The sequence below is a fragment of the Rubrilithobacter danxiaensis genome, assembly GCF_047272945.1.
GTDB lineage: Bacteria > Bacteroidota > Bacteroidia > Sphingobacteriales > Sphingobacteriaceae > Rubrolithibacter > Rubrolithibacter danxiaensis.
Genome location: NZ_JBKOPS010000014.1, coordinates 29,958 through 43,459 on the forward strand (window position 1 = coordinate 29,958; position 13,502 = coordinate 43,459).

General features: G+C 37.5%; 18 protein-coding genes. 9 read left to right on the forward strand and 9 right to left on the reverse strand.

The features are described 5' to 3' along the window. The first annotated feature begins 21 nt into the window (after positions 1 to 21). Both ACLCDL_RS15515 and ACLCDL_RS15520 read left to right on the forward strand, forming a co-directional pair. Positions 22 to 900 (forward strand): lysophospholipid acyltransferase family protein, encoded by an 879-nt coding sequence (locus tag ACLCDL_RS15515; protein ID WP_423149319.1) that lies wholly within the window; start codon positions 22 to 24, stop codon positions 898 to 900. Continuing rightward, a complete protein-coding gene (locus tag ACLCDL_RS15520) occupies positions 897 to 1,910 on the forward strand; it encodes a glycosyltransferase family 2 protein (protein ID WP_423149320.1) in 1,014 nt (337 codons plus the stop codon). Before ACLCDL_RS15515 ends, ACLCDL_RS15520 begins: the two co-directional genes overlap by 4 nt. 102 nt (positions 1,911 to 2,012) lie before the next feature. Here the strand turns inward: ACLCDL_RS15520 and ACLCDL_RS15525 are convergent, their stop codons facing one another. Both ACLCDL_RS15525 and ACLCDL_RS15530 read right to left on the reverse strand, forming a co-directional pair. Beyond that, a complete protein-coding gene (locus tag ACLCDL_RS15525) occupies positions 2,013 to 2,234 on the reverse strand; it encodes a DUF2795 domain-containing protein (protein ID WP_002996718.1) in 222 nt (73 codons plus the stop codon). 76 nt (positions 2,235 to 2,310) lie between these two features. Beyond that, complete coding sequence (locus tag ACLCDL_RS15530) at positions 2,311 to 2,859, reverse strand: cob(I)yrinic acid a,c-diamide adenosyltransferase (protein WP_423149321.1); 549 nt, start codon at positions 2,857 to 2,859, stop codon at positions 2,311 to 2,313. An 86-nt stretch (positions 2,860 to 2,945) separates the two neighbouring features. Here ACLCDL_RS15530 and ACLCDL_RS15535 point away from each other — a divergent pair, with 86 nt between their 5' ends. Further along, positions 2,946 to 3,362, forward strand: a complete 417-nt coding sequence (locus ACLCDL_RS15535; protein ID WP_423149322.1) for an acyl-CoA thioesterase — start codon at positions 2,946 to 2,948, stop codon at positions 3,360 to 3,362. 8 nt (positions 3,363 to 3,370) lie between these two features. On the opposite strand, the gene ACLCDL_RS15540 is transcribed toward ACLCDL_RS15535, so the two are convergent. From ACLCDL_RS15540 to ACLCDL_RS15550, 3 genes are read right to left on the reverse strand one after another with little or no spacing between them, the layout of a single operon-like run. After that, positions 3,371 to 4,132 carry an ABC transporter ATP-binding protein gene (locus ACLCDL_RS15540; RefSeq protein WP_423149323.1) on the reverse strand — a complete coding sequence of 254 codons (762 nt, stop codon included), beginning with the start codon at positions 4,130 to 4,132 and terminating at the stop codon, positions 3,371 to 3,373. Between the two features lie 32 nt (positions 4,133 to 4,164). Then, positions 4,165 to 4,467 (reverse strand): Asp-tRNA(Asn)/Glu-tRNA(Gln) amidotransferase subunit GatC, encoded by a 303-nt coding sequence (gene gatC, locus ACLCDL_RS15545; protein WP_423149324.1) that lies wholly within the window; start codon positions 4,465 to 4,467, stop codon positions 4,165 to 4,167. Continuing rightward, entirely contained in the window at positions 4,457 to 5,194 is a 738-nt protein-coding gene (locus ACLCDL_RS15550; protein ID WP_423149325.1) for a lysophospholipid acyltransferase family protein, read from the reverse strand. Before ACLCDL_RS15550 ends, gatC begins: the two co-directional genes overlap by 11 nt. A 41-nt stretch (positions 5,195 to 5,235) precedes the next feature. Here ACLCDL_RS15550 and trpS point away from each other — a divergent pair, with 41 nt between their 5' ends. From trpS to ACLCDL_RS15570, 4 genes are all read left to right on the forward strand, one after another. Continuing rightward, the gene (gene trpS / locus ACLCDL_RS15555; RefSeq protein WP_423149326.1) at positions 5,236 to 6,231 is read left to right on the forward strand and encodes a tryptophan--tRNA ligase; all 996 of its coding nucleotides are present in this window, start codon (positions 5,236 to 5,238) and stop codon (positions 6,229 to 6,231) included. A gap of 93 nt (positions 6,232 to 6,324) precedes the next feature. Continuing rightward, complete coding sequence (locus tag ACLCDL_RS15560; protein ID WP_423149327.1) at positions 6,325 to 6,939, forward strand: deoxynucleoside kinase; 615 nt, start codon at positions 6,325 to 6,327, stop codon at positions 6,937 to 6,939. A 62-nt stretch (positions 6,940 to 7,001) separates the two neighbouring features. After that, entirely contained in the window at positions 7,002 to 7,748 is a 747-nt protein-coding gene (gene kdsB, locus ACLCDL_RS15565; RefSeq protein WP_423149328.1) for a 3-deoxy-manno-octulosonate cytidylyltransferase, read from the forward strand. Positions 7,749 to 7,847: 99 nt separating this feature from the next. Next, complete coding sequence (locus ACLCDL_RS15570; protein ID WP_423149329.1) at positions 7,848 to 8,453, forward strand: hypothetical protein; 606 nt, start codon at positions 7,848 to 7,850, stop codon at positions 8,451 to 8,453. Between the two features lie 72 nt (positions 8,454 to 8,525). On the opposite strand, the gene ACLCDL_RS15575 is transcribed toward ACLCDL_RS15570, so the two are convergent. From ACLCDL_RS15575 to ACLCDL_RS15585, 3 genes are read right to left on the reverse strand one after another with little or no spacing between them, the layout of a single operon-like run. Next, positions 8,526 to 9,329: an NIPSNAP family protein gene (locus tag ACLCDL_RS15575; protein ID WP_423149330.1), complete on the reverse strand. Its 804-nt coding sequence runs from the start codon at positions 9,327 to 9,329 to the stop codon at positions 8,526 to 8,528. Between the two features lie 38 nt (positions 9,330 to 9,367). Then, positions 9,368 to 10,183 carry a ThuA domain-containing protein gene (locus ACLCDL_RS15580; protein WP_423149331.1) on the reverse strand — a complete coding sequence of 272 codons (816 nt, stop codon included), beginning with the start codon at positions 10,181 to 10,183 and terminating at the stop codon, positions 9,368 to 9,370. Then, on the reverse strand, positions 10,149 to 10,610 hold the full coding sequence (locus tag ACLCDL_RS15585) for a MaoC family dehydratase (protein ID WP_423149332.1): 462 nt from the start codon (positions 10,608 to 10,610) through the stop codon (positions 10,149 to 10,151). Before ACLCDL_RS15585 ends, ACLCDL_RS15580 begins: the two co-directional genes overlap by 35 nt. A gap of 116 nt (positions 10,611 to 10,726) precedes the next feature. Here ACLCDL_RS15585 and ACLCDL_RS15590 point away from each other — a divergent pair, with 116 nt between their 5' ends. Both ACLCDL_RS15590 and ACLCDL_RS15595 read left to right on the forward strand, forming a co-directional pair. Then, entirely contained in the window at positions 10,727 to 11,563 is an 837-nt protein-coding gene (locus ACLCDL_RS15590; RefSeq protein ID WP_423149333.1) for an endonuclease/exonuclease/phosphatase family protein, read from the forward strand. 79 nt (positions 11,564 to 11,642) lie between these two features. Continuing rightward, entirely contained in the window at positions 11,643 to 12,857 is a 1,215-nt protein-coding gene (locus ACLCDL_RS15595) for an MFS transporter (RefSeq protein ID WP_423149334.1), read from the forward strand. On the opposite strand, the gene ACLCDL_RS15600 is transcribed toward ACLCDL_RS15595, so the two are convergent. Continuing rightward, entirely contained in the window at positions 12,851 to 13,501 is a 651-nt protein-coding gene (locus ACLCDL_RS15600; protein ID WP_423149335.1) for a hypothetical protein, read from the reverse strand. The two genes, ACLCDL_RS15595 and ACLCDL_RS15600, sit on opposite strands and share 7 nt — an antisense overlap. Position 13,502: the final 1 nt, after the last annotated feature.

The following is a 13,502-nucleotide window of genomic DNA, read 5'->3' on the forward strand; positions in this document are numbered from 1 at the left end:
CGGATCTTTAAGAGTGTTTCAATGAATTACGTTCTCTACAGAATTACCCGGTTTTTCCTGTATTTAATATCGCTTCTTCCGTTCAGGGTACTTTACCTTTTATCCGATTTCTTTTATTTAGTTATTTATTATGTAGTTAAATACCGGAGAGTAGTAGTGCGAACGAACTTGCAAAATGCTTTTCCCGAGAAATCAGAAATGGAAAGAGCGGAGATCGAAAAGAAGTTTTACCGCTTCCTTACAGATCTGATTCTAGAAACGATTAAAATGCTTTCAATTTCAACAGAAAGTATAAAAAAACGCTTTAAACTAATAAATGCTGAAATTATGCAAGAGCATTTTAATGCAGGTAGATCTGTGCTACTCGTTTCGGGACATTACGGCAATTGGGAATGGTCAACTATAGGATTACCATTAGGTTTTAAAGAGCCTTTATTAGTGATTTATAAACCATTGTCTGACAAGAATTTTCAGAAGATGTTTAACTCTATGCGTTCGAAAACAGGAGGAGTTTTAGTTTCGATGAAACAGACTTTAAAAAAAATAATAGAATTTAAAGGACAAATTTATTTTGCTGGTTTTGCAAGCGATCAAACTCCACCCCAGGGGGAATCAAAACACTTCACCAACTTTCTGAATCAGCCCACTTCTGTTTTTCTTGGGGTTGAAAAGATTGCGAAACTAACTAATAACACTATAATCTTCGGGCATTTTGACCGGGTAAAACGAGGTTACTATACCTGCACTTTTAAAACTTTATTTACCAAACCAAAGGATACAAAAGAGTTTGAAATTACCGAAAGACATACGCGTGAATTAGAACAAATAATACAAAAAAAGCCTGAGTTGTGGCTATGGTCGCACAAACGCTGGAAGTTTAAGCCGGAGGATGTGCAATGAGTAATCCAAAAGTTTCCGTCATCATTCTGAATTGGAACGGTAAAAACTATCTCGAGCGATTTCTTCCCTCTGTATGTGCGTCTTCTTACCCAGAACTGGAGATTATCGTTGCCGATAATGCCTCCACCGACGATTCAATAGATTTCCTTAATACAAACTTCCCGAAAGTTCGCATTATTGAGAATAAGCAGAATTATGGATTTGCAGGAGGCTATAATAAAGCCTTAGAAAAAGTACATGCCGATTATTACATTCTTCTAAATTCGGATGTGGAAGTTACTTCCAACTGGATTGAACCGGTAATTTCATTACTCGAAAGCGACAAAACTGTTGCAGCAGCGCAGCCCAAATTGAAGGATTGGAACAGAAAAGACTTTTTTGAATATGCAGGTGCCGCCGGAGGATTAATAGATAAGTTTGGCTATCCTTTTTGCAGAGGAAGAATTTTTGATACTATTGAAGAAGATACAGGGCAGTACGAAAGCACAGAGGAAGTATTTTGGGCAAGTGGAGCCGCGTTTTTTATAAGAAGCTCCTGCTGGAAAGAAGCCCGAGGTTTTAACCCGCATTTTTTTGCTCACATGGAAGAAATAGACCTTTGCTGGCGATTGAAGAACCTGGGTTATAAAGTAATGTATTGTCCGGACTCTACTGTATATCACATTGGTGGAGGAACCTTAAATAAAGAGAACCCGCATAAAACCTACCTAAACTTCCGGAACAATTTACTGATGCTGTATAAAAACCTGCCTGCCGGACGTGCAGCTTTTATTATTTCCATCCGCTTTTGTTTAGATTTTATTTCACTGTTAAAATTTATCTCCGAAGGCACATTCAAAAACGCATTCGCGATAAATAAGGCACATTTTTATTTCTTAAAAATGATTTTAACTGGCAGTATACATAAGTTAAAAGACTTTTCCAGTTTTAATCACAAAGGATTTTTCAGCAAGAGTATTGTTTGGGAATACTTTGCTAGAGGTAAAAGAAAGTACACTGAATTAAACTAAAAAAGCTGTTTCAGCAGAAGGCAAAGAATTGGTATTCCGAATTCGCAGCAAACTGAAACAGCTTCTAATATTGTCTCGTCTAAAATAGTTGTTCAACTATTTTTAATACTCATCTTCATTAAAGAAGAAATCGTCTTTTGTTGGATAATCAGGCCAGATCTCTTCAATATTTTCGTAAGGTTCTCCATCATCCTCCAATGCCTGAAGGTTTTCTATCACTTCCACTGGTGCACCCGAACGAATTGCGTAATCGATGAGCTCATCTTTTGTAGCAGGCCATGGCGCGTCTTCCAAATGTGATGCTAATTCTAATGTCCAATACATAGTCCTACAATTTAAAGTTAATTTTTTCGCAAAAATATAATAATAAAAATAAGATTATAAAAAAATTATAATCCTGTTAAACTCTTGGATGCCACTCATTTTCTTGAATTCCTGCATCCTGTGCCAGTTTTCGTGCCAATACAAATAAAAAATCACTTAAGCGATTTAAATATATCAGCACTTTTTCTTCAACATGACTCTCTTCAGCTAAATGTACTACTGCACGCTCCGCCCGCCGACAAACACACCGGGCTACATGACAAAATGAAATGCTGTTACTTCCGCCTGGCAATATAAAATTTTTCAGAGGCTGAAGTTCATTTTCCATACGGTCTATTTCATTTTCCAGTAGTTCAATATCCTTTTCGTACAAATCCGGGATTTTCATTTTAGACTTTTCCGGATCAGATGCTAAAACCGAACCAATTGTAAAAAGCCTGTCCTGTATTTCTTTTAAAACGTTTTTATAAGAATTATTGATATCAAAATCCCGAATCAGGCCTATATACGAATTAAGCTCATCAATTGTTCCATAACTTTCTATACGAATATTATATTTAGGTACACGCGTGCCTCCAATTAAAGAAGTATAGCCCTTATCGCCCGTTTTAGTATAAATTTTCATGTCTATGTTCTTTAAAACTCTGCCAAATTATCTGCCAATATAACCGTGGCAATATTATTGAATCTGTCTAATCAGATTTTAAACATATGAATTTTCATACACGTAAATGGATAAAACCTGAAGATTTAAATCCGAATGGTTCTTTATTTGGAGGAAGCCTTTTGCGCTGGATAGACGAAGAGGCGGCAATTTATGCAATCGTACAACTTGAAAACGACCTTGTTGTAACGAAATATATTTCTGAGATCAACTTTGTAAGTTCGGCAAAACAGGGAGATATTATTGAATTAGGAATAACAGCTACTCATTTCGGGCGTACTTCACTTACCATGTGCTGCGAAGTGCGAAATAAAATAACCCGGAAAAGCATATTAACAATTGATAAAATTGTTTTTGTCAATCTGAATGCGCAGGGCGAACCTACCCCTCATGGCAAAACACAGATTAAATACATCGAAGAACAGTTCGTTAACGGTACAAACAACAGCGGAAAGCTTTCTTAATTTTCCGCTTATTGGATCTGCTCAAAATCCAGCCCTTTTTCCCTCAGGTCCTTAAGGCGTGGAGAAACTGATTTTACATTTTCGTTTATGTAATCGTTCTCAATAAGTCCGTCACGCATCCGTACTATACGATGCGCATGCTGCGCAATATCTTCTTCGTGTGTTACCAGGATAATGGTATTGCCTTTTGAATGGATTTCTTCCATCAGGCCCATAATTTCTACAGATGTTTTGGTATCAAGGTTTCCCGTTGGCTCATCCGCAAGGATAATAGAAGGATTATTTATAAGTGCCCGTGCAACAGCAACACGCTGACGCTGCCCGCCGGAAAGCTCATTTGGTTTATGATCAATTCTGTTCCCCAAACCTACGTTTTCCAGGGCTTTTTTTGCTCTCTCTTCACGGGAAGTTTTGCCTATCCCTGAATATATCAGCGGCAAAGCCACGTTCTCTAATGCCGAAGAGCGGGGTAAAAGATTAAAAGTTTGAAATACAAAGCCAATTTCTTTGTTTCTTACTTCCGCAAGCTCATTATCTGACATGTGGCTAACGTTTATTCCATTAAGAATATACTCTCCCTTTGTAGGAGTATCCAGGCATCCAAGAATATTCATCAGCGTTGATTTTCCTGAACCGGAAGGGCCCATTAAAGCAACAAACTCACCTTTTTTAATATCAAGGCTTACCGACTTTAAAGCATGTATTGTTTCTGCACCAATCACATATTTGCGACCAATATCATTGATGGTTATTAAGGGCTGTTGTGTCATACCTGGTTTAGACCCTACACTGGCTTAATTTGTTACAAACCTGCTGATTTATCAATTACCTTGGCAACCTTAAAGTATTGACCATCCTGGTTGGGGGCATTTTTCAATGCTTCTTCCAGACTGATTTCCTGTTTCACCACATCTTCCCGAAAGACATTCACTTCATCAGTCATATAAATTAAAGGCGCTACACCTGCTGTATCAAGCTCATTCAGCTTTTCCATAAAGCTCAATATTTTATTCATATCCTCCAGCAGGTTCTCTTTTTCCGATTCAGACACTTCAAGTCTGGCCAGATGAGCAATTTTTGAGATTGTATCGTTATTAAGTTGCATTTTTATTTAATTCTGAACAGATAATCCGGTACGTTTTTTCTCTCAGAGAATCTATATCATCCAAAGTTAAACCTTTTGTTTCAATTGGCTCGTGAATACGAATATCGCAAATCCCCGGGCTACTTCCCAATTTAGAGCCATCATCCCACATTTTTTTCCAAAGATTCAAACATGTTACCGGAATTACTGGTATTTGCTGTTCAATTGCAAGGCGAAAAGGTCCGTTTTTAAACGACTGCAGAACCGGCGGATAAACATCTGCTATAGTGCCCTCGGGGAAAACCACCAGGCTCATTCCTTTTTTAACATACTCCTCTCCTCTTTTAAATGCACGAAAAGAGCTTATTTTACTCTCCCTGTTTACGGGGATATCAACTGATCGGAAAAACAAACCAGTAATCGGGTTGTCGAGCAATTCGTCTTTTCCCATAAATGCAAAATTCGATTTTACAAGAACAGAAATGGCTGAAATATCAAGAATAGAGGCATGATTGGGGCAGATAATATATGTACCAGACCAATCTATTTCCTTCTCATATTCAAAAACATAAAAAAAACCGGCTGCAAAAGACGTGGAAAATGCGAATAGCCGGCGAAGCTTGTTAAGAACAGGAAACCTTTCAAATTTCCTTGAATAGAAATAAAGCAAGGGATATAACAGAACAAAGAAAAAAATCACACTAAGAAGATAAAAACAACGGTGCACTTTCTTTAAAAGACGTTTCATGCTTCATCAAAAATAGAAAAAATACTTACTTTCGCCGTATTATGGAAACTGTTGTAAGTGGCATTCGGAGTACAGGCAAGTTACATCTGGGCAATTATTACGGAGCTGTTAAAAACTTCTTAAAAATGCAGGATGAATATAACTGCTTTTTCTTTATTGCCGATTATCATTCATTAACTACGCATCCAACTTCAGAACATCTGCATGATAATGTAAAACAGGTATTGGTTGAATATCTTGCCGCCGGTATTGATCCGGAAAAAGCTACTATTTATATTCAGTCGGATGTGCCACAAATTGCCGAATTGTATCTTTTCCTTAATATGAACGCTTATTTGGGCGAACTGGAAAGAAGCACCTCTTTTAAGGATAAAGTAAGGGCAAATCCGGAGAATGTGAATGCCGGCTTACTTACCTATCCTGTTTTAATGGCGGCAGATATAATTATTCATAAAGCAACCAAAGTACCGGTTGGAAAAGACCAGGAACAACATCTGGAAATGGCAAGGACCTTCGGGAACCGGTTTAACAGATTGTATAAAACCGATTATTTTCCAGAGCCTTACGCTTTTTCTTTTTCGGAGAAACTGGTGAAGGTTCCGGGTCTGGATGGAAAAGGAAAAATGGGAAAATCGGAAGGCGAAGGCAATGCGGTTTTTCTGTCTGACGAACCTGAATTTATCAAAAAAAAAGTGATGCGTGCTGTAAGCGACAGCGGACCAACGGAAGAAAACCAGGAAAAACCGGAAGCAATTCAAAACCTGTTTGACTTAATGAGGATAGTTTCTTCTGAAGACACTTATTCACATTTTAATAATCTGTACAATACCTGCCAGATCCGTTACGGCGACTTAAAGAAACAACTTGCCGAAGATATTATTCTTACTACAACAGACATAAGAACCCGGATAAAAGAAATAGGTGCAGATTCTGATTATCTGAGAAAAGTAGCAAAATTGGGCGCAGAAAAGGCCCGGGAAAGTGCTTCGAAAACAATTAAGGAAGTGAGAGAGATTATCGGATTTAAAAGTTTTTAATAAAAAAGCAGTCTAAATTATATAATAAGCTTGTTTTTGTCGATATTAAACCAGTTTTTGGGTTAAATCTTAATTTTCAATTCTATTTATCAGATGCACATTGCAATAGTAGGAAATATTGGTGCAGGCAAAACTACGCTCACTGAATTACTTTCAAAACATTTAGGCTGGGAGCCGCAATTCGAAACTGTAGAGAATAATCCTTATTTAGAGGATTTTTACAGCGACATGAAACGCTGGAGTTTTAATTTACAGATCTATTTTCTGAACAGCCGTTTTGTACAGTTGATTGATATTCAGAAAAACAAACAGAATATTATCCAGGACCGGACCATTTATGAAGACGCTTACATTTTTGCTGAAAATCTTCATGATATGGGGTTAATGACGACACGCGATTACGAAAATTACCGGGCAATATTCGATAATATCATATCTTTTGTAAAGCCACCCGATCTGCTGATTTATCTTAAAGCATCTGTTCCAACTCTGGTAAACAACATTCAGCGTAGAGGCCGTGAATACGAAGCCGGTATTCGCCTCGACTACCTCTCTAAACTGAACGACAAATACAAAAAGTGGATTGACGGTTACAAAGAAGGAAAACTATTAATTTTAGATAAAGACAAACTTGACTTTGCAAACAATCCGGAAGATCTGGGATACATAATACAAAGTATAGAACGCGAAACGCACGGCTTATTCTAATCACTCCTATTTTAAAAAGAGAAAATTTGATATCCGGAGAGCAACTAAACATTTGAATTAAAATGAAGAAAAGTGCCATTCTTGGAATAATACCTGCCCGTTTTGCTTCTACCCGCTTTCCGGGAAAACCCTTAGCTGATATTGAAGGGAAAACAATGATTCAACGGGTTTATGAACAGGCATTAAAATCAGAAAAGCTGGATGAAGTAGTAGTTGCAACGGATGATGAGCGGATTCTTTTGCACCTTCATGAACTTGGTTATAAAGCAATTTTAACTTCAGCCGCACATCAGAGCGGAACCGACCGGTGTGCAGAAGTTGCTAAGAAACTTCCGGGCTTTGATGTTATAATAAATATCCAGGGCGATGAACCTTTTATCAATCCTATACAAATTGACCTGGTTTGTACCTGCTTTGCCGATGAGGACACCACTTTAGCTACTTTAGTAAAAGAAATAAACAGCCCGGAAGAACTTACCAATACAAATTCTCCTAAAGTTGTGTTAAATAAGCGTTCTGAAGCTATTTATTTCAGTCGCAGCCCTATCCCCCATTTCCGGGGAAAAGAAATGTCAGAGTGGTTAAAAAATACAATCTACTATAAACATATCGGGATTTATGGCTACCGTACAGATAGCCTGCTTGCGATAACACAATTACCCCTTTCTGCATTAGAAAAAGCAGAAGCATTGGAACAGCTTCGCTGGATAGAAAACGGCTATAAAATTCGTGTTGCTGTTACTGATATTGAAACACTTGCCGTAGATACTCCGGAAGATCTCCTGAAAATCAGAAAGGAATATTTTTAACCTGCATTTTGCTCAAATGCTATTATTGTAACAATTACATCGCCTACAGAGAATGTAATATATCCTATTTTCTAATTTGGCGATCAATTAAATTATTTCATGAGTCAGGAAAAAAATACTGAATGGCTTACAATGGCGATGACAAAACCTTTTAATTATATTAATGAAAGGTTCTTTTACGACAAAATCAATGAAGAGTTTTTCAGCACTACGCTTCTTGACAGCGTTCTTATCAATGATGAACTGCAGGGAACTTTTGAGACAAGCTACACCAAAGAAGAAATCGAAAAACTTACAGTAAAACTGAAACTCCTTGAAAAAGTAAACACTTCGATATTAGAAATTCCGAGATTGACTGTAGCAGAAAGAAGAGAAATTCAAATACAATACGCAGATAGCCTGGATACATTGAACGCCGACTATCTAAAACGTATAATTGAGCAGCAGGATGGTAAAACAGAGTTTATTATTGATGAGGTGTTTAAGGCAAATCCCGGATTTAATGCTTTGGCCGTCAATTGGGAAGATTATAAGATGCAGGCAGCTAAGAAAAAAATTTCTGATTATACAAAGTACCATAGTATAAATATGGAAAGGTCTTCGATCTGGCATATCAGCAAAGAAAGAATTATTAAAAAGGCTTCTAATAGTCAAACACCAGACCTTCTTCCTGAAAAGGAGAAACCCTGGTGGAAAATATGGTAGAAATTATTAAGACACCCTATTATTACTTGTCGGAAACTTCAATACAGCGGGCGCATTTCAAGCAAAGTACTTTTATATCTGCGAAAATTCAACAGGCTTTAAAAACGTGGCATTGATATGTGAAATTATTTTAGCATCTGCATATTCGGGCATGCTGCTGATTTTTTTCCATTCAGGATCACTGCCAAACTGTTTCCAGTTACGGTCATGCTCGTCCATATCATCAAACGTAATCATATAAGTAAGATTAGGACGTTGAGGGCCAATAAGGGTTTCACCGAAAAATACAGGAGTAAGCCCTGTTCTTTTAAAAATGCTAATCTCGCCAGCGGTGTTAAACATTTCTATCTTTTTTTTACCTGCACTTTCACTTGGACTTTCGTATCTTCTAAGTTCAAATATTCTTGATTTTTTTGACGGCACTTCTATTTTAGGCATTCCTGTAAAGGCCCTTAATAATGAGCTTTCAATCCGTTCATAAGCAGGAGCTGTTGCCGGGGCATTCAGATAAGCGGCGGCAGCCTGTGCATATTTTTTATCCTGACTTAATCTTTCGCTGCTTCTTAAAAAGTCATCCATGGATTTATAAGGAATAAGGGCGTAGAGTTTGGTAAACCCTTCCGGCTTGAGTTCGGTAAAAACACCTACATTACGGCTGCCTATTTTATTTAAAGCAGGAATAGCTGCATTTTTAAAATAATCTTCTACCAGTTTTTGCTGCGCCTCGTTTTTCAGGGTATAAACCCTCAGCTCATAAAATTCAAGCGATTGCTTTTCCATTGATTCTGTTATTTCAGAAGCTTTACTGATTACAGGAGCAATTCCTGCTAACGAACATCCCAGTACGGATGTTCTTACAAAATCCCGTCTTTTCATATATTATTAATAATTTTTAATGTTTCTGTTTTTATTAATTATTTGCTTGCTGCCCAAAAGATCGAATTTTTGAAAATCGAAGTATAAACCGGATTTTTAAACAGATCGGGTGAGTGCCCCGTGAAAATATAAATATTTCTTGCTGCTACGTGTTCATTTGTCCAGATTACCGGATGATCTCCCATCTTTATATCCCTTGCGGGTTTATAGGAAGATTCATCAACACTGGCAATAACATGTACATTGGCACGCGGACTTTTATTGTAGGTGTACCATTCATCTTTTTCTATAATAAATGATGCAGGTATTCCTTTCATAACCGGATGTTGTTTATCTTCTACATTTACTTTACCGGAAGCAAAATCAGCAATGTAATTTTTAAAACGGATACCGCCCATAAATTCAGAAAACCAGTGCCACATCGGGTAACCGTCAAACTCCCCGAGTAATGTGGCATGGTGAAAGCCGATCCAGCCTCCGTGCCCCTCTGTAATGTATTTTTGAAAAGCATTAACAGCTTTCTCTTTCCAGCCGTATGGCGGATAATCTAATTGGATAAAAAGCTGATACCCGTTTAAGAATGCTTCCTCTATGGTATCCGTATTTTCAATATAATCAACTGTAAAATTACTGTCGGCAGCCAGCTTGTTAAGCCATGTTTTGGCCACATTAGAGTATAAAATATGATGGCCGCCATTTTCAGAAAGTACCAGTGCCTTAAATAACGGCTTTTTCTGTTCTGATTGTGCTTTACAAACTGTAAGAGCACCTAGAAAAAGGATAATAAGAGCGGTTCTGATCTTTTCAACCATAAAAGTCTCAATCAATAAAATGATACAGAAAGATAACTTCACCGCTTAAAGCAGGTTTCTTTTGATTGTTTATTTCTAATTCAATACCTAATGTAGCTTTTGTTATTCCACGTAAATTAACAATCGAATTAAGTTTAACTTTTAAACGGACTTCACTATTTACAACTACAGGCTGGGCAAACCTCAGATTTTCTATACCGTAATTGATTTCCATTTTGAGATTCTGAACATCTACCAACTGCTTCCATAAATAAGGAATAAGCGATAAAGTGAGGTAGCCATGAGCAATAGTTGCCTTGAAAGGGCTTTCCGTTTCCGCTCTTATTACATCAGTATGTATCCATTGATGATCCAATGTTGCATCAGCAAATAAATTGATCTGCTGCTGAGTAATAACATGCCAGGAAGACACTCCTATTTCTTTACCTAAATGCTTTTCAAACTCATTATAATTTCTGATCACTAACATAATATTTACCTGATTTTTCTCAATTATACTATTATTCGTTTTAAGTTTGTTTTTATTGAACAATATTTTCAATAAATCCTTTTACAGCGATGTTATTTATTATTAAAACCAGTCTCATGAAATTAAAATTCTTCCTGCTAAGCCTTCTCTTATCCATTTTCAGTACGCTTGCTTATAGCCAGCAGTTAACAATAGGCAGTTATAATTTGAGATATGAAAACGAAAGTGATACGGGTAACTTATGGACGGACCGTGTGCCGGTTGTTGCTTCGCTAATACGTTTTCATGATTTTGATGTGTTTGGCACACAGGAAGGATTAAAAAGTCAGCTAGACGATATCCACGAAGCTTTACCGGCTTATGTATATTACGGTGCCGGGCGTGATGACGGAAAAGACAAAGGAGAACACTCGGCTATCTTTTTTAAGAAAGAGCACTTTAATCTGTTAAAACATGGCGATTTCTGGTTGTCTGAAACTCCGGATAAACCTTCATTGGGGTGGGATGCCAAATGTTGTTTCCGCATTTGTTCCTGGGTTTATTTGCAGGATAAAAAAACCAATAAAAAGTTCTACTTTTTCAATGTACACTTTGACCATGAGGGAATAAAAGCCCGTGAAGAAAGTTCGAATCTAATATTGCAGAAAATAAAAACTATCGCCGGAAACGAACCTGTTATACTGACGGGGGATTTTAACGGTGGGCAACAATCTTCATGGTATAAAACGATAGCCAATTCAGGATCATTAAAAGATTCATATAAAGAAGCGCAACATCCTTATGCCAATAATGGTTCCTTCAATGCTTTTGGTAAATCTGATAGTAATGAAATTATAGATCATGTGTTTATAAGCAAGCATTTTAAAGTAAATAAATGGGGTATTCTTACAGACTCTTATCATGGAAAATATCCTTCAGATCATTTTCCGGTATTAGTTAATGTAAGTTATTAGATTATCTGTATTAAGTAAAAAAGTTCAGGGCCTTGCAAAGTATCACAAGGCTATGTGCATTTGCTCCTATTTTTGTTGAATGAACACCGCTACCGTATCTAAAGATCTCGCTGAAAAAACCGTATTTCCAATTCTTTTTGCTATCAGTTTTTCTCATTTATTAAACGATACCATCCAATCTTTAATTCCTGCTATCTATCCGATTGTAAAAAGGGATTACCATCTCAGCTTTTCTCAGATCGGATTAATCACATTAACTTTTCAAATGGCAGCATCTTTACTGCAACCATTTGTAGGTTTATATACAGACAAAAAACCGCAACCGTTTTCACTCGCAACCGGAATGGGATTCACCCTAACAGGCCTCATTATTCTTTCTGTTTCTAATAACTTTCATTTGATGCTGGTTTCCGTAGCGCTTGTTGGTGTAGGATCTTCTATATTCCATCCCGAGGCTTCCCGGATGGCACACATGGCCTCCGGAGGAAAAAGAGGCTTAGCCCAATCTGTTTTTCAACTGGGAGGAAATGCAGGAAGTTCAATAGGTCCGTTACTGGCGGCGTGGATTATTGTTCCTTACGGCCAGTTCAGCCTGATCTGGTTTTCAATTATTGCCTTAGTTGCAATAGTGATTTTAAGCACGGTAGGCAAATGGTACAAAGGTCGAATATTAACACAATCGGCAAAAAAACAGCAAAACGTCACTGTTAATACATCAACCTTTTCTAAGAGCAGAATCGTTATGTCGGTTATTATTTTGCTCGTGCTTATATTCTCCAAGTACTTTTACATGGCAAGTTTAACCAGCTATTTTACTTTTTACCTTATTGATAAATTTCATATTTCTGTACAAACCTCACAGATTTACTTGTTTGTTTTCCTGTTTTCTGTAGCAGCCGGAACCTTGGCCGGCGGCCCAATCGGCGACCGTATCGGGCGAAAATATGTAATATGGGTTTCTATTCTGGGAACGGCTCCCTTCGCTTTACTGCTTCCGTATGCCAACCTGTTCTGGACAGGTGTATTAATTGTTCCTATCGGGATGATTTTAGCTTCTGCTTTCTCTGCGATTTTAGTATATGCGCAAGAACTTATACCGGGCAAAGTAGGTTTGGTAGCGGGTTTATTTTTTGGCTTTGCCTTTGGAATGGGAGGATTAGGATCGGCACTTTTAGGTAACCTGGCCGATAAAACAAGTATCAGCCATGTGTTTTACCTCTGTTCATTTTTGCCTTTAATTGGCCTTTTAACCGGATTTTTACCAAACATTGAAAGCAGTAAGAAAAGTCAATAAGATACCTTTTTCTTTTTTTGACTTACCATTACGAACAAGACGATTTCAATAAGCATTATTACAAAGAAAACAACTGAGTTTTCATGATAGCTTCCGGTAACCCAGAAATAAGTGAGGCCGGAAAAAGCCGTTACTGCGCCTGTACAGGCAATCGCCCATTTTGCAATAACCATGTAACGGTAAGCACGGTGAACATCAGCAGCAGATTCTACCGGCTGCTTTAACTTATTCAGCAAATAACAGTTTTCAATAACATCAAATAAAAGTGGCAGCACCTGCAGGTAAGCTAATACGACAAAAACAGCCTGGCCTGTAGACTGCATTTTGGAAGCCGTTTTCATACAGAGCATGAAAACAGCGGGATACACTGCAAGCATAAACAGAAAGTCTGTTAACAGCTGCGAACGCAAGGCAGTTTTTGAGACCTTCGCTTCATTTGCATTGGGTAATTCATCAATTCCTTTGATCAGTTTTATAAGCTCCGCGGAAGTTGCCGGAAACTCAAGGTCAAAAATACTAAACCGCTGCCGGGTATGACCCATTGTAAAAAAATAACGGCTTTGCCGCTTCATTATCCAGCTTGTAAGCAAAAACAGTGTAAAACAAGCTGTAAAATACAGCCACATCTGGTCAAATATAAACATA

Excerpts from the sequence above, each read along its gene's own strand:
- ACLCDL_RS15515 (WP_423149319.1), top strand. The coding sequence starts at position 22 with ATGAATTACGTTCTCTACAGAATTACCCGGTTTTTCCTGTATTTAATA.
- ACLCDL_RS15520 (WP_423149320.1), top strand. The coding sequence starts at position 897 with ATGAGTAATCCAAAAGTTTCCGTCATCATTCTGAATTGGAACGGTAAA.
- ACLCDL_RS15525 (WP_002996718.1), bottom strand. The coding sequence starts at position 2,234 with ATGTATTGGACATTAGAATTAGCATCACATTTGGAAGACGCGCCATGG.
- ACLCDL_RS15530 (WP_423149321.1), bottom strand. The coding sequence starts at position 2,859 with ATGAAAATTTATACTAAAACGGGCGATAAGGGCTATACTTCTTTAATT.
- ACLCDL_RS15535 (WP_423149322.1), top strand. The coding sequence starts at position 2,946 with ATGAATTTTCATACACGTAAATGGATAAAACCTGAAGATTTAAATCCG.
- ACLCDL_RS15540 (WP_423149323.1), bottom strand. The coding sequence starts at position 4,132 with ATGACACAACAGCCCTTAATAACCATCAATGATATTGGTCGCAAATAT.
- gatC (WP_423149324.1), bottom strand. The coding sequence starts at position 4,467 with ATGCAACTTAATAACGATACAATCTCAAAAATTGCTCATCTGGCCAGA.
- ACLCDL_RS15550 (WP_423149325.1), bottom strand. The coding sequence starts at position 5,194 with ATGAAACGTCTTTTAAAGAAAGTGCACCGTTGTTTTTATCTTCTTAGT.
- trpS (WP_423149326.1), top strand. The coding sequence starts at position 5,236 with ATGGAAACTGTTGTAAGTGGCATTCGGAGTACAGGCAAGTTACATCTG.
- ACLCDL_RS15560 (WP_423149327.1), top strand. The coding sequence starts at position 6,325 with ATGCACATTGCAATAGTAGGAAATATTGGTGCAGGCAAAACTACGCTC.
- kdsB (WP_423149328.1), top strand. The coding sequence starts at position 7,002 with ATGAAGAAAAGTGCCATTCTTGGAATAATACCTGCCCGTTTTGCTTCT.
- ACLCDL_RS15570 (WP_423149329.1), top strand. The coding sequence starts at position 7,848 with ATGAGTCAGGAAAAAAATACTGAATGGCTTACAATGGCGATGACAAAA.
- ACLCDL_RS15575 (WP_423149330.1), bottom strand. The coding sequence starts at position 9,329 with ATGAAAAGACGGGATTTTGTAAGAACATCCGTACTGGGATGTTCGTTA.
- ACLCDL_RS15585 (WP_423149332.1), bottom strand. The coding sequence starts at position 10,610 with ATGTTAGTGATCAGAAATTATAATGAGTTTGAAAAGCATTTAGGTAAA.
- ACLCDL_RS15590 (WP_423149333.1), top strand. The coding sequence starts at position 10,727 with ATGAAATTAAAATTCTTCCTGCTAAGCCTTCTCTTATCCATTTTCAGT.
- ACLCDL_RS15595 (WP_423149334.1), top strand. The coding sequence starts at position 11,643 with ATGAACACCGCTACCGTATCTAAAGATCTCGCTGAAAAAACCGTATTT.
- ACLCDL_RS15600 (WP_423149335.1), bottom strand. The coding sequence starts at position 13,501 with ATGTTTATATTTGACCAGATGTGGCTGTATTTTACAGCTTGTTTTACA.